The sequence below is a fragment of the Microcoleus sp. D3_18a_C4 genome, from assembly GCF_036702415.1.
GTDB lineage: Bacteria > Cyanobacteriota > Cyanobacteriia > Cyanobacteriales > Microcoleaceae > Microcoleus.
Map to the genome: position 1 here is coordinate 25,710 of NZ_JAUBTI010000047.1, position 24,757 is coordinate 50,466.

Annotated in this window: 13 protein-coding genes; 6 read left to right on the plus strand and 7 right to left on the minus strand. The window is 45.5% G+C overall.

Features of this window, described 5'->3' with window-relative positions:
- The gene (locus tag QUB16_RS19850) at positions 1 to 2,928 is read right to left on the minus strand and encodes a PAS domain S-box protein (protein WP_333318695.1); all 2,928 of its coding nucleotides are present in this window, start codon (positions 2,926 to 2,928) and stop codon (positions 1 to 3) included.
- Between the two features lie 288 nt (positions 2,929 to 3,216).
- Here QUB16_RS19850 and QUB16_RS19855 point away from each other — a divergent pair, with 288 nt between their 5' ends.
- Positions 3,217 to 4,500 (plus strand): transposase, encoded by a 1,284-nt coding sequence (locus QUB16_RS19855; protein ID WP_333318697.1) that lies wholly within the window; start codon positions 3,217 to 3,219, stop codon positions 4,498 to 4,500.
- Positions 4,501 to 4,524: 24 nt separating this feature from the next.
- Here the strand turns inward: QUB16_RS19855 and QUB16_RS19860 are convergent, their stop codons facing one another.
- The 3 genes from QUB16_RS19860 to ftsH2 all read right to left on the minus strand — a co-directional run bounded on the left by QUB16_RS19860 (position 4,525) and on the right by ftsH2 (position 8,509).
- Positions 4,525 to 5,814, minus strand: a complete 1,290-nt coding sequence (locus QUB16_RS19860; protein WP_333318699.1) for an aminopeptidase P N-terminal domain-containing protein — start codon at positions 5,812 to 5,814, stop codon at positions 4,525 to 4,527.
- A gap of 139 nt (positions 5,815 to 5,953) precedes the next feature.
- Entirely contained in the window at positions 5,954 to 6,364 is a 411-nt protein-coding gene (locus QUB16_RS19865; protein WP_333318701.1) for a hypothetical protein, read from the minus strand.
- Positions 6,365 to 6,622: 258 nt separating this feature from the next.
- Positions 6,623 to 8,509 (minus strand): ATP-dependent zinc metalloprotease FtsH2, encoded by a 1,887-nt coding sequence (gene ftsH2 / locus QUB16_RS19870; protein ID WP_006633417.1) that lies wholly within the window; start codon positions 8,507 to 8,509, stop codon positions 6,623 to 6,625.
- A 322-nt stretch (positions 8,510 to 8,831) separates the two neighbouring features.
- Here ftsH2 and QUB16_RS19875 point away from each other — a divergent pair, with 322 nt between their 5' ends.
- Complete coding sequence (locus tag QUB16_RS19875; protein ID WP_333318703.1) at positions 8,832 to 9,914, plus strand: ParM/StbA family protein; 1,083 nt, start codon at positions 8,832 to 8,834, stop codon at positions 9,912 to 9,914.
- 20 nt (positions 9,915 to 9,934) lie between these two features.
- Positions 9,935 to 10,453, plus strand: a complete 519-nt coding sequence (locus QUB16_RS19880) for a hypothetical protein (RefSeq protein WP_333318705.1) — start codon at positions 9,935 to 9,937, stop codon at positions 10,451 to 10,453.
- 709 nt (positions 10,454 to 11,162) lie between these two features.
- Here QUB16_RS19880 and QUB16_RS19885 read toward each other — a convergent pair.
- From QUB16_RS19885 to QUB16_RS19895, 3 genes are all read right to left on the minus strand, one after another.
- The gene (locus QUB16_RS19885; protein WP_333318707.1) at positions 11,163 to 12,086 is read right to left on the minus strand and encodes a hypothetical protein; all 924 of its coding nucleotides are present in this window, start codon (positions 12,084 to 12,086) and stop codon (positions 11,163 to 11,165) included.
- A 127-nt stretch (positions 12,087 to 12,213) separates the two neighbouring features.
- On the minus strand, positions 12,214 to 13,611 hold the full coding sequence (mgtE, locus tag QUB16_RS19890; RefSeq protein WP_333318710.1) for a magnesium transporter: 1,398 nt from the start codon (positions 13,609 to 13,611) through the stop codon (positions 12,214 to 12,216).
- 244 nt (positions 13,612 to 13,855) lie between these two features.
- Positions 13,856 to 14,179, minus strand: coding sequence for a hypothetical protein (locus QUB16_RS19895; RefSeq protein WP_333318712.1), 324 nt, complete (start codon positions 14,177 to 14,179; stop codon positions 13,856 to 13,858).
- A gap of 672 nt (positions 14,180 to 14,851) precedes the next feature.
- Here QUB16_RS19895 and QUB16_RS19900 point away from each other — a divergent pair.
- The 3 genes from QUB16_RS19900 (at position 14,852) to QUB16_RS19910 (ending at position 24,530) form a co-directional block, all read left to right on the plus strand.
- Positions 14,852 to 20,320: a PAS domain S-box protein gene (locus QUB16_RS19900; RefSeq protein WP_333318714.1), complete on the plus strand. Its 5,469-nt coding sequence runs from the start codon at positions 14,852 to 14,854 to the stop codon at positions 20,318 to 20,320.
- 126 nt (positions 20,321 to 20,446) lie between these two features.
- On the plus strand, positions 20,447 to 23,545 hold the full coding sequence (locus tag QUB16_RS19905) for a response regulator (protein WP_333318716.1): 3,099 nt from the start codon (positions 20,447 to 20,449) through the stop codon (positions 23,543 to 23,545).
- A 10-nt stretch (positions 23,546 to 23,555) separates the two neighbouring features.
- Positions 23,556 to 24,530 (plus strand): diguanylate cyclase, encoded by a 975-nt coding sequence (locus QUB16_RS19910; protein WP_333318718.1) that lies wholly within the window; start codon positions 23,556 to 23,558, stop codon positions 24,528 to 24,530.
- Positions 24,531 to 24,757 lie beyond the last annotated feature (227 nt).

Below are 24,757 nucleotides of genomic sequence, written 5' to 3' on the forward strand. Positions count from 1 at the left end.
TTAAATGCGTCGCCGATAATTTAACTCTTTAAAAATTAGAGTGTAGCAGGTTCCACACTGACTGTCAATGGCAATACTCGCCTCTAATTGGCTAGACAACATTCTCACTAATCGCAATCCTAATGTTTCCGCATTTTCTACGTCGAAACCCGGCGGAAATCCGCTACCAGTATCTTGAATAATTAATTGGAGTTCCTGAGAACTTAACTCATTAAATTCTATGTTAATTTCACCTTTCGCACTTTTGCTAAAAGCATATTTTAGGGAATTAGAAACTACTTCGTTTATAATTAAACCGCAAGGAATGGCTGTTTCTATATTTAAATAAATTGGGTCAAGGTTGAGATTGAATTGGATGGCAGTGTTGCCGCAACCAAAAGATTGATACAAATTAGCAACTAAGTTTTCGACGTAGGGGGGAAGGGCGATGCGATCGAGATGTTCGGATTGATACAGTTGCTCGTGAATTAGAGCCATTGAATGGATGCGGGTCTGGCTTTCTTCAAATAAAGCTAGCGTCGGTTCGTCTTCAATATATTGAGCTTGAAGTTGCAGCAAGCTGGAAATTACCTGCATATTATTTTTGACTCGGTGGTGAATCTCTTTGATCAATACTTCTTTTTCGCGGAGTGCTGCTTGGATGCGGGCCTCGGTACATTTGCGATCGCTGATATCTTCGGCAATACCCGCGATGCGGTAAATTTTGCCCGATTCGTCGTAAATGGGAAAAGCTCGATCGCACACCCAGCGAATTGTGCCGTCTGGCAGAAAAATCCGATATTCGGTATTGGTGGACTCGCCCTGCAACACTCGCCCCATTGCCTCTTCCAACAGGAGTTTATCTTCTGGATGCACCCACTCCATCATTTTTAATGGATCGGCATACAATTCTTCGCGACTGCGCCCCCAGATTTGTTCGTAAGTTGGACTCAGATACAATAAATCGGTGAAGTCCGCAGACATTAGCCAGAAGGAATCTTGGATATTTTCTGCTAACTGGCGGAAGCGTTCTTCACTTTCGCGGATGGTTTTTTCTGCCTGTTTGCCTGCGGTAATATCTACTGCAATGCCCACGATGCGGTAAACTTTACCAGATTGATTTCTAATCGGAAAAGCCCGATCGCGAATCCAGCGGATTTTGCCGTCAGGCCTGACAATTCGATATTCTATCTCATCTTCCGACTCAATTTGTCTAGTTAAATTAGCAATAACCCGCTCGCGATCTTCTGGATGGAGGGAATCTGCAAAAAAGCGCCTGTTAGCATACAAATTAGCGCAGCTTCTGCCCCAAATCTTTTCGTAAGCCGGACTGATATAAATAATTTCCTGGGGTTGAACGTTTACCATCCAAAACACGCTTTCAATGTTTTCTGCTAGCTGTCGGAACCTTTCTTCGCTTTCTTTCAGTGCTGCTTCGGTTTTTTTGCGATCGCTAATATCTTCTGTCACTACTACATTGTAAATTGCCCCGCTCAGCGGTTCTTTGATTAGCGATACTGTAATATTTACCCAAACTACACTGCCGTCTTTGTGCAGCAAGCGTTTTTCCATTGTAAAACTGTCAATTTCCCCGGCAAATAATTTCTTATTTTGTCCTAAATCTGCATCTATATCTTCTGGGTAAGTAACGTCCATCCAAGTTCGCGACAGCAGTTCGCTCGCAGTATATCCGACTATTTCGCAGAATTTTTGATTGACTCGCAAATAGCGGCCTGTTTCGTCAGGGTGGGTAATACCGACTGCCGCTTGTTCGACGGTTGCCCGAAAGCGTTCTTCGCTATCTCTGAGGGTTGCTTCTGCTTTTTTGCGATCGCTAATATCGCGCTGCACGCCAAAATAGCCCACAATTCTGCCGTGGGAATCGTAAATGCAAATATAGTCGCCTTCTATCCAAACTGGAACTCCGTCAAACGTGCGATTCTCATTTTCGATGTGAATTCTGCCAGCATCAAAAAGTTGCTTGATTATCTCTCTGCTACCAGTCAAGTTGTGCGAAAATAAAGAGTAAAGCGTCCGGCCAATAAACTCTTCCCTAGTACCTCCGTATTGAGCTATCAAAGCATCGTTTGCCTTCGTTACCCGCCCGTTAGCAAAGACGTACTCCAAAACTTTTTCTTTGTCAACGGTATTGTCCCAGTTTACTGGTTCGTCCAGCATCATAAAGAAAAAGCCATCTAAAGATTGAGAGAAAAACAATTCTAGCTGTTCCTGGCTTTCTCGCAGAGCTTCTTCGGCCTGCCAACGATAGATAATTTCTTCCCGCAATTGAGTGTTGGCTGTTTTCAAGTCTTCAGTGCGCTTTTGATATTTAATTTTTAACTGATTTTTGATTTCTTGCAGCGCTATTTCTGCCTGTTTTTTTTCGGTGATATCTTGAGTAACGACCATGCCTGCAAAAATTTCTTCCCGGTCGTTTTTGACGGGAGCAATGGTTGTTGAATAAATGCGATCGCGGTATTTATATTCAAAACTATTCTCTTTTCCTGCCAAAGCCGCGCGATATTTAGTCTCAAAAAATTGCCAATCTTCAGGTGGCGATACTTCCCACAATGTTTTGCCTTCCAACTGTTCTTTGGACAAACCAACTGCTGCCAAACCTTGACCGTCAACCAGAGTATAGCGCAAATCGCGATCGAACAAAAACACCGAGCCATTGGGATAATGTTTGATGAGAGTTCGGTACATTTCCTGGCTTTTTTCCAGAGATGCGATTAGCTGAATGCGATCGTCCTCAGTGATATCAAATTCAGTTACGGACCCCGAAAAGCCAGCATTCTCGACTGCTTTGAGTTGTGCTTCTAATTTCTGGCACAATTCTCTTTGCTGCTGCAAATCCTCTTCAAGTTGCCGAATTTTTGCTTTTTGCTCTGCGACTAATGCTTCGCTGGTTTCCAGAGGTCGATCGATCTTGGTAGGATCAATACACATAATGGCTCTATGTTTTGCAGTTGCGGACTTGAGCTTTTTCAAGCCAATACTAACAAAGCTCAAGCCTTCACTGCCAACTTAATTAGCCAGAATCTTTTTTGACTTCTGCCGAAAGCCTTCTACCTTTATCTTACGTGGGGGTTTGGGGGAGTTATAAGACCCGCGCCATAATCTTTGATTCCGCGCGAGGATACATGGACTCCCCCAAGTTAATTACAGGGACTCGATGTCCCTGTAATTAATATTTAGCGGTTGATCGTCGTCCAGTAAATACCCTATAATACAGGAATGCTTACACTTACTCACCGTTACCGAATCTATCCAGACGCCATTCAAGAGCCAACACTCATTGAGTGGCTGGAAATCTGTCGTGGGGCATTTAACTATGCACTTCGAGAGATAAAGGATTGGTGCGATAGCCGTAAGTGTGCGATAGATAAATGCTCTCTCGAAAAAGAGTATATTCTCTCTCCTGAAGTTAAGTTTCCTGGCGAAATCTACCAGCTCAATAACTTGCCCAAGGCTAAGAAAGAATTTCCTAAACTATGCGAAGTTCCTTCCCAAGTCCTTCAGCAAGCTATTAAACAACTGCATAAAGGTTGGGAATATTTCCAGGAAAGAGGGTTTGGCTTTCCTCGATTCAAAAAATACGGTCAGTTCAAATCCTTGCTGTTTCCTCAATTTAAGGAAAATCCAGTAACGAATCTGCACGTTAAATTGCCCAAGATAGGAGCAATTCCAATTAACTTGCATCGACCTATCCCGAACGGGTTTACGGTCAAGCAGGTGAGGATATTGAGGAAAGCTGACAAATGGTATGCGTCTATTTCTCTCCAGTGCGATGTTAGTATTCCCGACCCAAAACCTCATGGTCATCCCATCGGGGTTGATATTGGTCTGGAAAAGTTTTTGACAACAAGCGACGGTGTTCTTGTAAAACCGCCAAAGTTCTTTAAAAGCTTGCAAGGTAAGCTGAAATTGCTGCAACGCAGGCTTTCGAGGAAGAAGAGGCGGTCGAAGAATTACGAGAAACAACGCATTAAAGTTGCACGACTTCATCACCAAATCGACAACACAAGATCGGACTTTCACTACAAACAAGCTCATGCCCTTTGTGATGCTGGCGATATGGTCTTTATGGAAGACTTGGATTACCGCATCAGTGCCAAAGGGATGCTTGGAAAACATATGCTTGACGCTGCATTTGGTCAGTTTAGAACCATCGTCAAGTATGTGTGTTGGAAGAGAGGAAAGTTCTTTAGTGAAGTTGACGCTAGAGGGACTTCTCAAGAATGTCCTGAATGTGGTGGTGAAGTTAAAAAAGACCTGAGTGTTAGAGTTCATAACTGTCCTCACTGTGGATACACAACGGATAGAGATATAGCAGCAGGTCAGAACATAAGGAACAGAGGAATTAAACTCATTAGTACCGTTGGGCAGACGGGAACCGAAAGCGCCTGTGCAGCCGATCTACCGGGGATTGATGAAAGTCAGTCTAGGCAAGTGGCGAAATCTCGCATTCTTAGCAACCAGGAAATCAAAGAAGTGATTCTTTGGAAGCCTGCGCTATAATCTTCGATTTAGCGCAGGAGGATGTCACTTAGGAACTCCCGCCGTCAAGACTTCATGACTTTCCAATGTCACCAAAACATCATCTTCAATTCTCACACCAATACCGCGCCATTTTTCAGGAACCTCCGGCTGTCCTTCAACCGGTTTAATATAAGGAGAAATATAAATCCCCGGTTCCACCGTCAGCACTTGTCCTGCCTGCAAAACTTGCGGATTTTCGCCGTACTGATAAACGCCGACATCGTGCACGTCCAATCCCAGCCAATGACCGGTGCGGTGCATATAAAATGGCTTGTATTTCTCTTCTTTAATTATCTCTTCAATGTCCCCCACCAAAAGTTTTAAATCCATTAAACCTTCCACCAAAACGCGCACTGCTGTTTCATGAATTTTGCTGTAAGGATTTCCCGGATATACTTGACTAATTGCCTGCAATTGTGCTTGCAAAACTAAGTCATAAATTATCTGTTGTTCGGCTGTAAATTTGCCGCTAACAGGAAAGGTGCGAGTAATATCGGCGTTGTAGTAGCCGCAAGCACAACCGGCATCTATTAGCAGCAAATCGTTTTCCTGCATTTGGCGGTTGTTTTCGATGTAGTGGAGGACGCAGGAATTGTAACCGGATGCAACAATTGAAGGGTAAGCGGGAGTGCAGCCATTTAAGCCAAAAGTATGTTCTATTTCAGCTTGAATTTCATATTCGTACCTGCCCGGTTTAGCGAATTCTTGGGCGCGGTTGTGCGCTGCAACTGAGATATTAGCGGCTTTTCGCATTAATGCTAATTCTGTTTCGCTTTTCACCAGCCGCATCGGGTGTAAAATGATGTTGGAATCTTCGATTGCTGTGGGGCCTGTGCCGCGTTTCGGATAGGTTGCCATCAAGCGCTGCCAGTGATTGAGGACTGTTTGGTCGAAACTACGATCGCGCCCGAAGTGATAGTATATGCGATCGGCCTTTTCTAAATATTTCGGCAATTTTTCCGCAAGTTCGGCGATGGGGAAAGCTTCATCCGCGCCGTACAATTCCTTAGCGCCTTCTACTCCGGCGCGATAACCGTGCCAAGTTTCTTTTTCCAAGTCTTTTGGCTGCACAAACAAAACAAATTTGTGTTCTTCGTGGTGCGGCGCGAGCACTGCTACCGCCGCCGCTTCATTGAAACCGGTTAAGTAGAAAAAATCGCTATCTTGTCGGTAGGCATATTCTACATCGTTGTGCATGACGGCTGCGGGGGCGCTGCGAAATATCGCCGTCCCGCTGCCAATTTTTGCCATTAATTGTTCGCGTCTTTGCCGATATTCGGTGGGGTTTGTCATCCGATTTTAGATTTTAGATTTTAGATTTTAGATTGAGTGTCATATTAACACTCGGCGGTTTCAAGCGCTGCTTGTCAGACTTGCACCCGCAAGGGGCAAGGGTTGAAGATATAGGTGCTCGCTTTTTTTCTGGGTCTACTTATTTATTCTCTTGTTCTGCGATCGCCAATTTACAAGTATAGTCAAGCAGCCGAGACAAAGATGAGTGGCCATCGACTAAAGTCCATTTCGGAGAGAAATTCGACCAATTTTCGCCATCTTGGCTAACTCTGACAGTTCTCAACTGTCGTTGCTGGCAGTCAACTTCCATTTGCGCCAACAATTTATCGTTACTAAACTCTTGAGTTACTAAAATAGTTCTGACTGGATAAGAGGGAGCACCGGGAATATCGGATTTGCTTAATTCAACGCTGCTGGAGTCGATGCAAATATCTACAAAACATCTTGATTTTTCGGCGCGGGCGCTCAAAGTATTGACACCAACAAAAATAAAAGCTGCTATTAAAAAAAATGACGACTTTTTAGTATGTATGGCTAATGTAGTATTCATCTGCGTTAATTGGCGTTTAGGGGCGGTTTAATATTAGACCTCTTGCAAAAATAGCTGGGACGGGCAAGATGCCCATCCCACAAAAAGTTTTTTCTCTTGTGGGATGGGCATCTTGCCCGTCCGAAAATTTGCTTAAAAGGACTTTTGCAAAAAGTCTATTATTGACAGTTTAATAAAAAAGTAGGGACGTGGCAATAGTCTTGCGTCCCTACTTTTTAAACACACGGCAATGCCGTGTCCCTAATCTTTAAACAAGTCTTAAAGCTGAGGAACGTATTGTTCTTTTTCAGGAACAAAAGTGTATTCAGAGACGATTAGGCGCAACTCTTCGCCGTCGATGGTTTCTTTTTCGATCAACAAATCGACTAAGCGATCGATCACAGTGCGATTTTCGCGAATAATTCGGCGCGCGTCGTCGTAGCAGTGATCTACAATCGATCGAACTTGTCCGTCAATCCGAGAGGCTATTTCTTCGGAATATTCCGATCGCGCTGTGTAGTCGCGGCCGAGGAAAATTTCGCTTTGCTGAGCTTCCAGGGCGATGGGGCCCAAGGTAGACATCCCGTAGCGAGTCACCATTTGCCGCGCCATGCCGCTTACTTGCTGCAAGTCGTTGCCGGCACCGGTGGTTACTTCGGCATCGCCGAAAACTACTTCTTCGGCTGCGCGGCCACCCAAGGCACCGCTAATCCGGGCCAAAATTTGCGATCGAGAAATCAAACCTTGGTCTTCGCTGGGCATGAACCAAGTCAAGCCGCGGGCCTGTCCGCGAGGAACTAAGGTAACTTTTTGAACTGGATCGTGGGCTTGAATGATTGTACCGACGATCGCGTGGCCGATTTCGTGGTAAGCAATCAAGCGCTTGCTCTTGCTGTCCACCAAAGGAGTGCCTTCCATACCTGCTACCACGCGATCGACTGCATCGTCAACTTCGAGCATCGTAATCGCTTCTTTGCGGCGGCGGGCGGTTAAAATAGCAGCTTCGTTGAGCAAGTTAGCCAAATCAGCGCCGGTAAAACCAGGAGTGCGGCGGGCGATGGCGTCCAAAGAAATCTCCGCAGACAGCTTCTTGTTGCGCGCGTGAACTTCCAAAATTTCCAAACGGCCTTTAATATCCGGCGTATCTACGCTAACTTGGCGGTCAAAACGTCCCGGACGCAGCAGCGCTGAGTCGAGCACGTCGGGGCGGTTCGTGGCAGCAATGATGATAATGCCAGTATTGCCCTCAAAACCGTCCATTTCGGTCAGCAACTGGTTCAGGGTTTGTTCCCGTTCGTCGTTACCGCCGCCGATACCGGCGCCGCGCTGGCGACCGACTGCATCGATTTCATCGATAAAGATGATGCAAGGAGCATTTTCTTTGGCTTTCTTGAACAAGTCCCGAACGCGGGAAGCGCCGACACCGACGAACATTTCGACAAATTCCGAACCGGAGATGCTGAAGAAAGGCACGCCGGCTTCGCCTGCGATCGCTTTTGCCAGCAGGGTTTTACCGGTTCCGGGAGGGCCCACTAGCAGCACGCCTTTGGGAATCTTCGCCCCGACTGCGGTGAAGCGTTCGGGTTTTTTGAGGAATGTCACTACTTCTTGTAGTTCTTCTTTGGCTTCCTCAACGCCTGCTACGTCGTCGAACAGTACGCCTGTTTTAGCTTCCATTTGAAAGCGAGCTTTGGACTTGCCAAAGTTCATGGCTTGGCCAGGGCCCCCTGGCACGTTGCCACCGCGGCGGAAGAGGAAAAACAGGCCTCCTACTAACAAGAGGGGAAATACTAGATTGCCTAAAAGTCCCCAGACAGCGCCGTCGTTGCGTAGTGGGTGAGTGTCGAAGCTGATTTTGGAGTCTCTGAGCCTAGAAACCAGTTCCGGGGCATTTGAGGGCAAGTCTACCCGCCACCGCTGCTCGTGATTGTCCAGTTCGGGATCGACTGCTAGGACAATAGCCGTCCGGCCTCCGTCGTAAAGGTCAACGCTGGTCACTCGACCGGCGTTTAAGTAATCTAAGAATCGACCGTAGCTCAGGCGGGTGCTGGCGGTGTTCTTGCTCATTTCTGCCGGGGATGGGGCAAAGGCCCCCTGCCACAAGAAAAAGCCGATGACTAAGGCGGGTAAAGTCCAAAGTAGTATAGTTCGCCAAGAAATTTTCATAAATGCGGATGCCTTGAATTGGGGACAGATCGGGTAAGATCGCGGTGTCGGAGAAGTGCGACAAAAGTTTACACTCAGAATCTTAACTAAATTTAACTTAACAATGCACTCTCAGGCAACAGAGGTTCGAGGACGATCGCTCCAGAAAAAGTTAGGTTAGTTACGGTAAGGGCGATCGTCCCGAATATAATGTTTGGTGCTGATTTCGATACCGATCTAGGTAGAGTTAGAAGAATCGCCGCAAAACCCACTGTCTTTAAGCGTGGCAGTGTCAAGGGATAAGGCATGATAATGGTGAGGCTCAGTGAGGTAACACATTTCAATGACAACTAGACAGCTTGTTCCTAATTCGGCTATGCTGACCCAGCAGACTAAAGTCGCTTCTAACAAATCGATTATTAGTGCTGATTTGGGTCGGACGGCAACTAAAGCTTGCGTGAGTCGCAACCCTAGTAGCGTTGTTTTCATCCCTGCCAACGTGGCTGCTATGCCCGTGGAAAAGGTGCGGGGCGGCAGCTTTGAGTCCAAAGCAACAGACCCTCTGTTGGATATGTGGCTGGAGTACCAGGGCAAGGGCTACGCGATCGGTCAATTGGCGGCAGATTTTGGCGCTAATCTCGGTGGCGCTGACCAGTCGAAAGTAGTAGATGCTTTGGTTAAGGTCTTTTCCTGTGCTGGATATTTCCAGATGAAAGGCGAAATAGCAGTTGTGCTGGGTTTGCCATTTTATTCGCAGGATCAGTTTGAGAAGGAAAAGGAAGAGATTATCAGCCAACTGCGCTCTCCCCACGTTGTGGTGTACCGGGGCGAGCGGGTGGATATTAACATCAGTCACGTTTGGGTGATGCCGGAAGGGTTCGGCAGCCTGATTTGGTGCGAGGCTCAAGATAACAAGGAGTTTACGCCGGAGTTGCCCGAACTGTCGGTGGCGGTTGTGGATATCGGACACCAAACTACGGATTTGTTAATGGTCGATCGTTTCCGGTTCGCGCGGGCTGCTTCTAAGAGCGATTCCTTCGCAATGAACAAGTTCTACGAACAAGTTGCCTCAAAGATTCCGGGAGCAGACCCTCAATCTCTGTCTTTACTGGAAGCAGTGAATAAACCCGAGGGCCAGCGTTTTTACCGTCCCAGAGGAGCGACTAAGCCGACTAATTTGGATCCGATTATTAAGGACTTGCGGGAGGCTTTCGCTAACGAACTGTCCGAACGTTTGGTGCAGTGGCTGCCCGAACGTGTGACGGATGTGGTTCTGACTGGCGGTGGCGGCGAGTTTTTCTGGGAGGTTTTGCAACCTTTGCTTAAAGACGCCAATCTTAAGGCTCACTTGGCTCAGCCTTCCCGGAAAGCTAATGCTTTGGGACAGTTTATTTATGCTGAGGCTCAGCTAGCCACGATAAAGTAACGCATTAAGGCTTGAACCCTATGGCACTGTGGGCAAAAAATAAGGCGAATTTCTCGGTGGCGTTTACGGAAGATGCTGCGGATCAAACTTTGCTGGCCGCTATTGAAAAAGAGTTGGCTTTCACGAAGTATCAGACTTTCAGCAATCTCTGCAAGCAAGCTTTGTGGCAGTTTTTGTCTGTATCTGAGTCTGCTAGCTCTACACAGAACTTTCAGCGGTTGGAACAGCGTATTGCTGAACTTGTGGTAAAATTTGCTGAGTTTGAGCACAATGTTTCGGCAGAGGAATTAAGCCGTTTGGAGGGACTGGAACATCACCTGAATCAACTCAGCGCGCAGTTGGATCAATTGCAGGGGAGTGTTAACAGTAAGTTTGCTCAAGTTTCTTTTGCCCCAGTTTCAAAAGTAGTAGAGCCTGGCCCGATTGAATCTGAATCTGTGGCGGATGATAATGTAGTGTCTGATGCTGAAGTTGCTCGTCCTCGGGATTCCGATCCTTTGTTGGAGCGTTTAAGTTCTTTGTTACCCCAAGATTTCTAAAATGAGGTAGATTAACAGTAAGACTTTTTCTGACATTTGCTAACAATCACTTACATTTGCCAGAGATCTTTATATCATATAAGCTGTTGCGGCATTTAAATTGTCTGTCAAAAAAAATTAAAGTCTTGTGGGGAGTAGGGGTTGGGCGTCCCGCCCGCCCTGAATATACAATTTAAATGCGCGACAGCTTAGAATGAATTTAGCCACTCTGATTTAGGTGAAAAACCTTGGTAGTACGCAACCGCTATATAAATAAGTTGCCTCTACACTATCAAAGCAAATAATCAGATTGGCTAATAGCTGTAAGCGATAACCAAGCTGAAGGCAAGAATATAAGTGCTTGTAGAAATTTCTACGGGCATCGGTTGATACGCCTTGGTTGAGATCAGCTCTCAACTTATGTATTTGTTAGCAAATGTTAGCAAAAAAGTATCGGTAGACCAAGGCTAAAAAGCCTTGAGATGTAATGTTAGTGGCGCGCTGTTGGCAGCCGGTACTGAATACAGACACAAAGCGATCGCTCTTTTGAAAAAAAAGGGCGATCGCTTTGTTATTGCCGATTTTAGATTTTAGATTTTAGATTTACTCATTTTTGTCTAAGCTGTTGTGCACCTAATTTGACACTCAATTTTTCTACAATTATTGTGGAACGGGCATCCTGCCCGTCTCTGAATTCAATTTAAATGCGTAGCAGCTTATACCATTCCCATTATTCGATTAATCCTAACCTGTGTAATCGCGAACGAATGGCACTAGGCTGTCGTTGAAATCTCTGAGCTAATTCGTCAATTTGTTGACCGCTAGCGTATTCTTTCTTCAAATTTTCGTCTTCATCCTGACTCCACTTGACATAAGCTCTGGGATATTTTTGGCGAATTTTCTCATTCTGGGTTTTAGGTCGATAACCATTCTTTTGCTCGCCATTCAAACCAGAACCCAACTGTGGGTTAATTTCCCCAGCGCGACTAGCTAGCGCCTCTTGCACGCGGTTGGGAAGCGCAGCAATTTCTTCTGAGAGCTCAGCCAAAGCATTGTCTACTTTTTGCTGAAGTTCTGTTAGCTGCCGCTGCTGCAAATTGCCCCACTGCGGCAGTTCGTTGATAAACTGCTGCAAGTCCAGAATTATTGTTGTCAAAGTTTCGACTTGTTGCAACTCCGGTCGCTGTTTGAATTGGCGGCTGGTGAGTTCGATCTCGCTTTGAATCATTTTAATAGTTTTTTCTAAAATTATTAGTCGCTGGCGCAGGTTCTCAATTGCTGAAATTAGAGAGTGTACGTTTTCTCCCGGCGCAACATTGAGATTTTCGCGAGATGTTTGAGCAAGAGCTTCGTCTAAAGCATTTACAGCAAGTTGCAATTGCTCGATCGCCCGATCGGTAGTAGCTGCTTGTTGATTTACGCGATCGAACGTGGCAGCCGTACTTGCTTTAACTTGCCTGTGCAGCTTCTGCCGGTTCACAAAATTCAACACCAACGAAATCACTACAGGCACTTGAGCATAAACGCTCTGCCCCCAAACCAAACTAGCAGCCAATCCCACAGCAGAGGCAGCAATAAAAACCACTTCAGCAGTTTCTAACCAATTGCTCGACTTGGGATTTTGGATTTTGGTGGGTGAGTTGGATGATGACATAGCTTAATTGGGAATTGGGCATTGGGCATTGGGCATTGGTCATTGGTCATCAGTCATTGGGAGGCTGTACATCACCGAATTTAAAATTACTATGGTTTTTTTATTGATGCCAATCTACTTAAATATATTAAATCTGCAAAATTACTCGAGCTAAAGTGAAATAAATCAAGACCCCGAGGACATCAACGGCGGTGGTAATAAAAGGAGCAGACATTAAAGCGGGGTCTAAACCCAAAGAACGAAATAGAAACGGCAGAGCTGAACCGGCAATAGAAGCTAAAATTGCGATCGCAAACAAACTAATCCCCACCGCCATCGCCACTTCTAAACTCCCTTGCAGAGTGTAAGCCCAGCCCGTCGCTACAGTCCCCAATATAGCTCCTAGCAGCGCTCCCGCCATCCCCTCGCGCACAATTACTTGAAACGGGCCCATAGCTGTAATTTCGTCAGTGTTCAAACCGCGAATTACCACAGTTGAGGACTGAGCTCCGACATTGCCTCCAGTGCCAGTCAGCAGGGGAATAAAGGCTGCTAGGGCGACTACTTGGTTCAAAACATCTTCTTGAGCTCTAATAATTGCGCCGGTGACAGTATTCGTTAAAAGCAGAACAAACAGCCACACGACCCTTTTCCGGGCAACAGTGATTAAATCGGTCTGAAAATAATTGTCGCCGCCGGACTGGACGCCGCCCAAGGTATAAATATCTTTGGCTGCTTCTTGTTCTAAAATGTCGATCGCGTCGTCAACTGTAATGATGCCGACGAGACGCTGTTCGCGGTCTACAACGGGCACAGCTAAAAAATCGTAACGCTGGATCAGCCTAGCTACTTCTTCTTGATCCGTTCCTGTTTGAACAGAAACTACGTCGCGGGTCATAATTTCGCCGACAGTTTTGTCGAGGGGGGAAGTTACTAAATCCCGCAGAGATAAAATACCTGTCAAGCTGCGTCCGGCGTCGGTGACGTAAAGAGAATAAATTGTTTCGGTAGTTTTAGCCAAAGAGCGAATTCGGTCTAAAGCTTGGGCGACGGTAAAGCTTTCTTTGAGAGAAATATATTCCGGGGTCATGATCCGACCGGCGGTACTGGCTTCGTAACCCAAAAGTTGAGCCGTAGCTTCGCGTTCCGTCGGGCTCAATTCACCCAACAGGCGACGGACTAATATTGCCGGGAGTTCGTCAAAGAGTTTAGCTCGATCGTCCGGGGACATTTTGTCTACAATGTCAATGACTTCTTGGCGTTTGAATTTTTCGCAGAGGGACTGCTGAACGCTGGAGTCGAGATATTCGTAGACTGCGATTGCTTCGTCTTTGGAAAGCAAGCGGAAAGCTATTACTTGCATGGTTTCTGGCAGGCCTTCGATAGCTTCAGCTATGTCTGCTTCCTGCACCGGGTGCAAAATCGCTTTTGCTCCTTTAAAGTCTCCTTCTTCCAACAGGGCCCTTAACTGCGATCGAACTAATTCCCGCAGTTCTTTCCGCGCGTAGGTGGGTAGAGAAGACGATTGATAACTTTTTTCTGTCACTGATGACCCTCCTAAACCTGTGCTGCGCGCCTTCCTGAATCCAGTTTAGAGCCTATTGACGCCACTGGTTGCAGCGATCGGACTTGCCCTGACAAGATCCGCACGATTTGGGTTCAAACTCAGATGTTGCACCATTGTCAAGAACGGGCTCTCCGGCCCGTTCCACAAAGAATGAGTTTTCTCGCTTCACAGGCCGAAAAGCCTGTTCCTAAACAAGTAATTGAGAATGGTGCAAGATGTGAGTTCAAATACATTTATCTCGATCGGCGACACTCATCGGTAGGAAAGGAGAATTGCGCCCGAGCACTTTTTCCAACAAATTCGTCGAACTTTGATTGCGAATAAAATTATTGACTGTTTCTTTCCATTCAGTGTCGCTGGCTGGCAGGATCGTGCCGTAAGAAATGCAGGTTAAAGGCTGCTGCGGTATAACAGAATATTGGCTTTGAGTTAAACCCTGTCTCAGCGCTTCTCCTACTAACAGCATTCCGTCGCTAGCGAAGGCATCGATTGTGCCGGATGCCGCATCTTTTACACCAGACTGTCGGCCCGCGATACCTTCATACAAAGGTGTAGGGCTAGGATTTAGACTCTCCGATCAAATCAATGAACAGGGAACAGGAAAATTATTTTATGTAGGAATGGGTCTCAAAAGCTGCATCTGAATAGTATAGAATTATAACAAACTAGATGGGACATTAGAAGGTGCGTATTGTGGGATAAAAATTCTCTGCGCTCTTAATTTTATTACAAAATGTTTAAACTTGTATCTTTTCCTTAACCATTTTGTATTCTTTACCAAATCTTTATTTTTGTTCTCTAGGGTCTTGTTATTGCTGATTCAAGCGAGCTTACAGCACTTTGCCACAAGAGTGAAATACTTTTTAGTTAAAAAAGAGGTCTTTATGACACACTGCCCCTGCTGCTCGAATCAAATGCTCCGTCACGTTCGCGAGCATCAAATCTACTGGTTTTGCCGCCACTGTTGGCAAACAATACCTATTTACAATCGGAACATATCTAGCTTATCGCCCTCTCTAAATTTAGTTAGCCAGCTAGGGCTTAAGGAACAAGATTCTTTATATGTAGAATTTAACAGTGTTATTTAGGGCTGATAAACTTTAGAGATTGTCCTAGCGTTAACGGGTTTTCACGCTCAAAACTTTGCTGTGTTGTATAATTAAATTGAAATTATCGCCCAACAAATTGAATGCATATCTATTCAGAGATCGCTTAATTTATGGCTATTACTAGACTAAACCTGATGATAACCTTATGGCAAAGACCACTTAAACGATTGCTACCTCTTCTGCTTGGTGTGGTGGGTTCTCTTGCTGTTTTACTTACGTGGCAACAGCTAACCCTCAACGGACAAATTCACATCGAGCAGTTAATTCAGCAGGAAGCCAATGCGATTCATTCACAACTGACCCAAGAATTATCAATTCGGATGCTGACACTTCGGCAGATGGCGAATCGCTGGGAAGCCAATGGCGGTACACCAAAGGCTATTTGGGAAGCCGATGCTGAGGCTTATGTAAAGGATTTCTACGGTTATCAGGCGATCGCATTAGTCGATCCATCATTTAAAGTGCGATCGATTGTGCCACTGGCTGGGAATGAGGCAGCGCAAAACCTAGATCTTAATCTGGAACTGCGTCGCAAAATCACTTTGCAAGTGGCTCGTGATTTGCGTCAACCTATGTTAACTCGCAATGTTTCCCTCGCTCAAGGGGGTCAAGGATTTCTAGCAAGTTTTCCTTTATTTGTAGGGGAGCGGTTTGATGGGTTTATTGTCGGAGTTTTTAAGTTTAAAACTCTATTTGACAGTATTTTAAAAGTGCCTCCTGGGTACAAAGTGGCTATATATGATGGCACAAATTTGATCTACGGTCAAGAGCCTTTATCTCATCATTCACTGCATAAAACAGTTGTAATAAGAGCCTATAGTGCAGAGTGGCGACTAGATATTTATCCCAACTTATATTTAGTAGGAAAAGAAGATTTTTATTTGCCAACAGTTGTGTTAATTGGTGGCTTAATTTTAGTGTGGCTGCTGATGTTGGTCGTGTATCTCGCACAAGTTAGTTATGGCGAAGTCGATAAATTTAAAAAAGTAAATCGCCAGTTGCAATGGGAAATTCACCAACGACAACAGGCAGAAATTGCGATCGCTCGACTAGCTGCGATCGTTGAATCTTCGGAAGATGCCATTATCAGCAAAGATTTAGATGGTGTAGTTACAAGTTGGAATGTAGGAGCAGAAACAATTTTTGGATATACAGCGGTCGAAATAGTAGGGCAATCAGGGATAAAAGTGATTCCCGCAGACTATCGAGATGAGGAAAACGAAATTATCACCAAAATTCGGCGAGGAGAACGCATCAAACACTACGATACAAAGAGGCTGAGGAAAGATGGAACATTAATCGATGTCTCGATGAGTGTCTCCCCCATTAAAGACCAAGCAGGGAATATAATTGGAGCCTCAAAGATTGGCAGGAATATTGCTGACCGCAAACAAGCAGAAGCAGCACTACGTGAAAGTGAAGAACGCTGGGAACTTTCTGTACGCGGGAATAATGACGGCATTTGGGATTGGAATGTTCAAACCAACGAGGTCTTCTTTTCTAGTCGTTGGAAGGAAATGCTGGGCTATGAAGACCATGAAATCCAAAACATTCTAGACGAATGGGCTAATCTAGTACATCCCGATGATTTGGGATGGGTGATGCAAGTCATTCAAGATCATTTTGCCAAGAAAACTCCTTTTTATATCACAGAACATCGCCTTCGCTGCAAAGATGGTTCCTACAAATGGATTTTGGATCGCGGTCAGGCGCTTTGGGATGATGCAGGTAACGTAATTCGGATGACTGGCTCTCACACCGACATTACGGAGCGCAAGCAAGCTGAAGTTGCTTTACAGGTCAGCGAAGCCAGATATCGGCAATTGATCGATAACTTAAATGCGGGTTTTGTGATTCATGCGACAGATACCAGCCTCCAATTCTGTAATGAAACGGCCGCTGAATTATTAGGGTTTTCAATGGATCAAATGCTGGGAAAACCCGTGAGCGATCCGGCATTGCATTTGGTGCGGGAAGATGGCAGCGAGATGCCCCTAGAGGAATATCCCGTGAATCAGGTTTTATCTACTGGAAGTTCCATTAAAAATCAGGTTTTAGGAATTAAAAAAGAAATTGATAGTTGTGTTTGGGTATTAGTTAATGCCTACCCGGAGTTAGATCGAAAAGGTCAAATTAAACAAGTTATAGTTACGTTTATTGATATTAGCCCGCGCAAAAAAGTAGAGCTGGAAATCCAAAAAACTCGCAATTTCTTACAAGCACTGCTGGATAATTTACCGGTTGCGGTTTTTGTTAAGGACGCACAGCCTAAACAATTTGGTGTATTTCAGTTTTGGAATAAAACCAGCGAACGGTTATTTGGCATTTCAGCCGAACAAGCGATCGGCCAAACTGGCTATGATTTGTTCCCAACAGAACAGGCTATCTTTTTTGACCAAAAGGATAGAGAAGTTTTTGAAAAAGGTATGACTGAGGATATTCTCGAAGAAGTCATTGACCGTCATTGTCTGGGAAAACGTTGGCTGCATACGGTGGAGATTCCCATTTACGACGAACAGCATCAGTCCCAGTACCTACTTTGTTTTTCAGAAGATATCACCGATCGCAAACACGCAGAAGCAGAGCTTAGAGAACTGAGTGAGGTGATGAAAAATGCGCTGTCCGGCATTTCCAAAGTGGATGTACAAGGACGTTACCTCTATGCCAATAAAGCATATTCTGACGTGACAGGCTATCAGCCAGAAGAAATGGTGGGGATGTCTTGGGAAAAAACCGTACATCCCGATGAGTTGAAAAAACTGGTTGCGGCCTATTGGCTGATGGTGCAAGAGGGCAGAGTAGAAGTTGAAACGAAAGGAGTCCGTAAAGACGGTTCTGTTTTTTATAAGCAATTGGTGATGATTTCAACTTACGACGAACAGCATCAATTTTTGGGGCATTACTGCTTCATGAAAGATATTAGCGATCGCAAAAAAGCCGAACTTGCACTAGAACAGGAACTCCTGCGGAGTAAAACCTTCTTCAACACTTCACTGGACGGCGTTGTTGTCATGGATAGGGTCGGAAAAGTTGTCGAAGCGAGTCCCAGTTTTGCTCAAATGCTAGGCTACACCCTAGAAGAAACCCTGAATCTGAGTGTGTTTGATTGGGATGCTGAATGGACGCAGGAAGAACTACAACTTATACTCGATAGAGAGGAGGTTATTCCGCTGTTTGAAACGCGACATCGCCGCAAGGATGGTTCTGTATATGACGTGGAAATTAGCTGGAACCGGGTGAAATTAGAAGATGAGATGATGAACTTCTGTATCTGCCGGGATATTAGCGAACGTAAACGCAACGAAGCCGATCGCCAACAATCCGAAATCGAGTTAAAAATCTCTCAAGCGCGATTTGCCGGAATTTTAGAAATTGCCAGCGATGCGATCATTTCGATCAATACCAATCAGCAAATCACTTTGTTTAACAAGGGAGCCGAACAAATTTTTGGTTACGCGGCCGAGGAAATTTTAGGGAAACCCCTGGCGATGTTGATGCCCTCGCGCCTTGCCGATGCTCACCATCAGCACGTCAGCCACTATGCCCAGAATGGAGGCTGTGCAAGGCAAATGGCAGAGCGAGGAGCTATTTTTGGACGACGCAAAGATGGCTCAGAGTTTCCGGCAGAGGCTTCGATTTCCAAGATCGAGATCAACGGTGAAATTATTTTTACTACCTTTCTGCGAGATATTACGGCTCGACAACAGGCAGAGGAAGCTCTGCGCTATCAGAAAGAGATGTTTCAAACAATCGTCGATCATATTCCAGTAATGATTGGTTTGTTTAACAAGCAGGGTAAAATAGAATTGCTCAACCCGGAATTTGAAAAAATTTTAGGTTGGTCGCTAGAAGATTGGCAGCAAAAAGATATCTTAGCTGAGTGTTATCCTGACCCGGTTTATTGCCAAAGTGTCTTAGAACATATGCTATCGGCAACCGGAAAGTGGAAGGATTTCACAACACTCACCGCCAGGGGACAGCAGTTAGAGACATCTTGGGCAAACGTGGCACTTTCTAGCGGGTATTTTTTGGGCATTGGGCAAGATATTAGCGATCGCAAACAAAAAGAACTGGCACTGCAGCACGCAATGGAAGCAGCAGAAGAAGCGAACTTGGCAAAAAGTACCTTCCTAGCCAATATGAGCCACGAATTACGCACTCCCCTCAACGTGATTCTAGGATTTGCTCAGGTAATGACCCATGACCCCTCTCTAACTCCCAACCAAAAAGAAGACCTGCAAACAATTCGGCGGAGTGGCGATCACCTCTTGAGTTTGATTAACGATGTGTTGGATCTTTCCAAAATTGAATCGGGACACTTCACCGTTGAAGAAAGCGGATTGGACTTAATTGCGCTACTGCATTCCCTCCGAAATATGTTGGCGCAACGAGCAAGTTCTAAAGGACTTGACCTTTGTTTCGAGATTGCGCCAGAAGTTCCCCAATTTATGCTTGTCGATGCTCAAAAACTCCGTCAGGTTTTGCTCAATCTGCTGAGTAATGCTATCAAATTTACCGATCGGGGAAGCATTACTTTGCAAGTCAGCATTGAGCCGAACGGTACAGGGGCATTAGCCACAACTCGGCCGATTCTCCAGTTTGTAGTGGCTGACACAGGTGTAGGGATTGCACCGATCGAACTCAATACCATCTTCGATGCGTTTGTGCAAGCCCAAGCTGGGAAGCTATTGACCGGCGGTACTGGGCTAGGTCTAACCATTAGCCGCAAATTGTTGGAACTCATGGGCGGAAAAATTTCTGTCAGCAGCACTCTGGGACAGGGGAGTACCTTCAGCTTTACCCTTCCCGTCAGCCCCATCAGTGGAGTTAATGTTACACCCGAAGAGAATAATCGCCTCGTGATTGGGCTGGCTCCCGGTCAACCCGATCGTCGCATTTTGGTGGTTGACGATCGAGCAGAAAATCGCTTGCTAATAGTCAGATTACTGACACAATTAGGATTAGAGGTAAAAGAAGCTACCAACGGACAGGAAGCGGTGCAGATTTGGCAAGAATGGCAACCCGACCTAACCTGGATGGACATTCGGATGCCCGTGTTAGATGGATACGAAGCTACCAAGCAAATTCGGGCAATGGAAGACGGACACAACAGTATCATTATTGCACTTACGGCCCAGGCTTCCCAGAGCGATCGCGCCCTCGCCTTAGCTGCTGGCTGCAACGACTACATAAGCAAGCCCTTCCGGGAACAGACCCTATTTCTTAAGATGGCCCAATACCTAGGTTTAGAGTATGTATATGAGGAAGAGGAAACAGAAAAGGGGAAACGGGGAACAGATTGTTTTCCTTCTTACCTGTGTTCTGTTGCCCCTGGGGTTCCAGATTCCCTCGATCCAACGCTTCTGGCGACATTACCAAAAGAATGGGTGGTTGAGTTGGAAGATGCTGCTTTATGTGGGGATGATGTTGCGATCGTTGAACTGGTAGCTCAACTTTCCTCAAACCTCGCTCAATTGGGTATTCATCTGACGGAACTCGCCCACCAGTATCAATTTGAGAAAATCCTTAATCTAATTCAAGGTAATTTCCCAAGTGGAATTCCTCCATTGGATTTATAAGCTGTTGTGCAGTTAAACGTTTGATTAGGACTGGGGAATTAGGAACAGCCAACAATAATTCAAGTGAATTCTTGGTAAGTTTTGAAAAAAAATTCGTTAATTTTTATTGAAAATTGTTGCTCTAAAATGCCTCATAACACACCCAAAATTTCCCCAATTACTCCTTTAAATTTAAAAAGTTTAGAGGAATGCAGTGAAGAATCCGTGTATGCTCCCGGTCATATTCAGCCCCACGGAATCGTTTTAGTGCTGCAAGAAAAAAGCCTCAAGATTTTACAAGCTAGCGAAAATGTAGAACAGTTTTTTGGCATTTCTGCCACAGAATTGCTAGGTCAGCCATTGCCAGGGTTATTTGGTCACGATCGAGTACAAGAAATTGTCAGGTATCTAGCAGCTCAACAACAATTAAACATTCATAATAGCTTCGATCTAAAAATACCTCTCAAAAACGGCAAACTTCAAACATTTAGAAGCACACTGCATCAGCTACCAAATGAGTTGATTCTGGAGCTAGAAGCCCAAGGGTCTATTGAAAAGAATCATTCAATGGATTTCTATCATCGCCTGCAAACAGTTATTCTCAACTTTCGCACTGCGATCGGTCTTTCTGATTTAGCTCAAACCATTGCTAGAGAAGTTAAAGCCATGACCGGGTTCGATCGCGTGATGATTTATCGCTTTGAAGCCGATGATCATGGGGTGGTGATTGCTGAAGAGAAAGAAAGCTATCTAGAAAGCTATCTGGGATTGCATTACCCGGCGATCGATATTCCCGTACCCGCCCGCAAATTGTTTTACAGCAATTGGGTTCGCCAAATTCCCAATATCAATTACACCCCGGCCCGCCTAATTCCCACCCACCATCCCCTAACCAATACACCCCAGGATCTAAGTGCTTGTGTGTTAAGGGGAGTATCTCCCTACCACATTGAATATTTGCAGAATATGGGAGTGGCTGGGACACTGACGATTTCGTTAATTGACGATCGGCGGCTGTGGGGATTAATTGCCTGTCACCATTACAGCCCGCGATTGGTAGATTACGAAACTCGCAAAACCTGTGAGTTTTTAGGACAATTTGCCTCGATCGAACTGGTGCATCAACAAGAGCGAGAATTGAACGTTTACCGATCGCAGGCGAAAACTATTCAGGATAAACTTCAGCAGGCATTCCGGCGAGAGTCTAATTTTATCGAACAGGTATTGACCGAAAATGCTTCTCAATTGCTAGATTTAGTTCACGCTCAGGGAGCTGCAATCCTGCTCGACGGTCGTCTGACATTGGTGGGTCAAACACCATCTGAAGCTGAGGTTGGCGAGCTCGTGCAGTGGTTGGTGCAACAGAACAAAGAACGAGTGTTTGCAACAGCTTCTTTGTCTGAGTTTTATCCCCAAGCGAAGCAATTCAAAGATCGAGCTAGCGGTGTTTTAGCAATCTCAATCTTGCTATGCTACGCCACACAAAAGTCATACCACATCCTGTGGTTCCGACCCGAACAAATTCAAACCATAAACTGGGCAGGTAATCCACAGGATGCTGTGTCGATCGACGAACTTGGAAAAATGCACCTGTGTCCCCGCCAATCCTTTGAACGGTGGCAAGAGACAGTGCGCCAGATGTCTTATCCGTGGCAGATTGCAGAGTTAGAAGCTGCAGCCGAAATGAGACATATCCTCATGCTGGCGGTGTTAGAATTTTCGCAAGCTGCCCTAGAACACGCTGCTGAAAGGGCAGCAATAGCCAACCGTGCCAAAAGCCAGTTCCTTGCCAACATGAGCCACGAGCTCAGAACGCCGCTCAACGCCATTCTGGGATTTACCCAGCTTATGAACCGCAGCCCCTATATCCCAGAAGAATTTCAAGAGCATTTAGGCATCATTACCCGTAGTGGAGAACATCTGCTGACATTGATCGACGATGTTTTGCAAATGTCTAGGATTGAAGCAGGGCAATTGGTACTGAGTAAAAGCTGTTTTAATCTGCATCGACTGCTGGGTTCTATTAACGAGATGTTCTCCCTCAAAGCGCCTGAGAAAGGGTTACATCTGAGCAGCGAGTGGGATGCTACTGTGCCCCGTTATGTGTGTGGCGATCAAGCAAAACTTCGCCAAATCTTGATTAATCTGCTTGGGAACGCGCTCAAATTTACCACAACAGGAAGCATAGCCCTGCGCGGACGAGCTTTTTCATCAGATGATATGCCATCCGGTACAAATTGCGATCGGGCCACTAATCAACCCGACGTTAAACCAACTATTACCCTGTGTGTCGAAGTTGAGGATACCGGATCTGGCATTTCCCCCTCAGATTTAGAATCGATTTTTGACGCATTCATCCAAACCAATCGCGGTCGTCACGATCGAGGAACAGGTTTAGGACTGTCTATCAGTCGTGAGTTTGCGCGTCTGATGGGAGGCGATATCACCGTGCGAAGCACCCTGGATCGAGGCTCGACTTTTACCTGCAAAGTCGTTTTGGAACTACCAGAGTCCCTTGATTTAGAGGAACCTGAAACGAGCGATCGGATTATCGGGCTCGCACCTGGGCAACCTATCTACCGAATTCTAGTAGTAGAAGATGTTCTAGAAAATCGGCAACTGCTGGTGACGCTGCTGGAGTCAGTTGGGTTTGATGTGTGTGCCGTGGAAAATGGGGTAGAGGCGATCGAGCGCTGGCAAACATGGCACCCTGACCTGATTTTGATGGACATTCAAATGCCTGTCATGGATGGTTATGAAGCCACCAGACAGATTCGATCGCAACAGTCATTAGTCCTTAGTCATGGGTCATCAGCAGACACGAGAGGGCAAATGTCACAGGACAAAAGACAAATTACACGCATCATTGCCCTCACTGCCTATGCTTTTGAAGACGATCGCATCGCCAGTCTGCAAGTCGGTTGCGATGACTACATTGCCAAGCCGTTTACTGAAGACACACTTTTCGCCAAAATAGCTCATCACTTGGGCGTCCGCTACTGCTACGCCGAAAAAGTTCGACCAGACTCATCAGCTTCGCCACCAAAGATATTTACTCCCGACTTGAAAACCATGCCAACCAAGTGGATTGCAGAAGTTCATGAAGCAGCACTCGATCTTAGTGATAATAAGCTTTATCAACTTATCGCTCAAATTCCCAAGGACAAACAAGATTTCATCGCGGCGATGACATCTCTGGTCGATAACTTTCAGCTTGAAGCGATCGCAACTCTCACCCAGATTTAGAAAGAAGACCATGACAGCTATATTCAAACTTGCCGCCGAAACGAATATTCTCATCGTGGATGATACCCCAGACAATCTGCGCTTGTTAGCCAAAATTCTAGAATCACAGGGCTATATTGTGCGTAAAGCGCTCAACGGCAGAATGGCACTCCAAGGTGTTCATCGCGACCCACCGAGTCTAATTTTACTTGACATAAATATGCCGGAGATGAATGGGTACGAAGTCTGCCAAAAGTTAAAAGCATCGGAAGCGACTGCTCAGATCCCGGTTATTTTTATCAGTGCGCTCGAAAGAGTAGAAAACAAGGTACAAGCCTTTGAACTGGGTGGTGTAGACTATATTACCAAACCCTTTCAAGAGCAGGAAGTGCTGATGCGAGTAAAAAATCAATTACTCATCCAACAGCAACGCCAACAACTGCTCGAACAAAATCAACGTTTAGAACACGAAATCCAAGAACGTCTGAGGGCAGAAGCCGAAGTAAGGCAGCTATCCGTGACGGATGAATTAACTGGATTATATAACCGACGTGGCTTCTTTTTACTAGCCGATCAACAACTCAAAATTGCTCGACGCACGCAAACATCCTATTTTATTTTGTTCGCTGACTTAGATGGTTTGAAAAAGATTAACGACACTTTCGGACACGAAATGGGAGACAGAGTAATCGTTGACGCAGCTCAAATATTGAAGCAAACCTTTCGTGAGGCGGATATTGTGGCTCGACTGGGAGGAGATGAATTTGCTTTATTTATTCCTAATTTTTCGGGTGATTCATCTACTAATTTTCATGCTCGGCTGCAAGAAAATATAGATCGCTTTAATCAACAGTCCGAGCGAGCTTCTATATCAATAAGTCTTGGTGTGGAGTTTGGGGATTTAAACAATGAAGTTTTATTAGAAGAATTGCTGGCCAAGGCTGACAAACTAATGTACGAGCATAAACGCACTAAACGCTGTTTAAATCCTCAACCGTTCTTTTGAGAACAGCGATATTGGATCGCCATAAGCATTATTTATTAAACGTGAGTTCAACCCAGAAAGAGTAAACTGAAAACAAGATAGGGAAACAGCTTGAAGACTTTAGACCCTCAGCCGCCAAACACGATTCTCTCCCTGTATTAGGTTAAGGGTGTGGGGAGCATCTCAGTTTTGCATTTACAGTGCGAGCGTCCCCGCTCGCGTATTGTACAATACGCGAGCGGGGACGC

Coding starts and splice junctions, on each gene's coding strand:
- QUB16_RS19850 (WP_333318695.1), bottom strand. CDS start 2,928: ATGTGTATTGATCCTACCAAGATCGATCGACCTCTGGAAACCAGCGAA.
- QUB16_RS19855 (WP_333318697.1), top strand. CDS start 3,217: ATGCTTACACTTACTCACCGTTACCGAATCTATCCAGACGCCATTCAA.
- QUB16_RS19860 (WP_333318699.1), bottom strand. CDS start 5,814: ATGACAAACCCCACCGAATATCGGCAAAGACGCGAACAATTAATGGCA.
- QUB16_RS19865 (WP_333318701.1), bottom strand. CDS start 6,364: ATGAATACTACATTAGCCATACATACTAAAAAGTCGTCATTTTTTTTA.
- ftsH2 (WP_006633417.1), bottom strand. CDS start 8,509: ATGAAAATTTCTTGGCGAACTATACTACTTTGGACTTTACCCGCCTTA.
- QUB16_RS19875 (WP_333318703.1), top strand. CDS start 8,832: ATGACAACTAGACAGCTTGTTCCTAATTCGGCTATGCTGACCCAGCAG.
- QUB16_RS19880 (WP_333318705.1), top strand. CDS start 9,935: ATGGCACTGTGGGCAAAAAATAAGGCGAATTTCTCGGTGGCGTTTACG.
- QUB16_RS19885 (WP_333318707.1), bottom strand. CDS start 12,086: ATGTCATCATCCAACTCACCCACCAAAATCCAAAATCCCAAGTCGAGC.
- QUB16_RS19900 (WP_333318714.1), top strand. CDS start 14,852: ATGGCTATTACTAGACTAAACCTGATGATAACCTTATGGCAAAGACCA.
- QUB16_RS19905 (WP_333318716.1), top strand. CDS start 20,447: ATGCCTCATAACACACCCAAAATTTCCCCAATTACTCCTTTAAATTTA.
- QUB16_RS19910 (WP_333318718.1), top strand. CDS start 23,556: ATGACAGCTATATTCAAACTTGCCGCCGAAACGAATATTCTCATCGTG.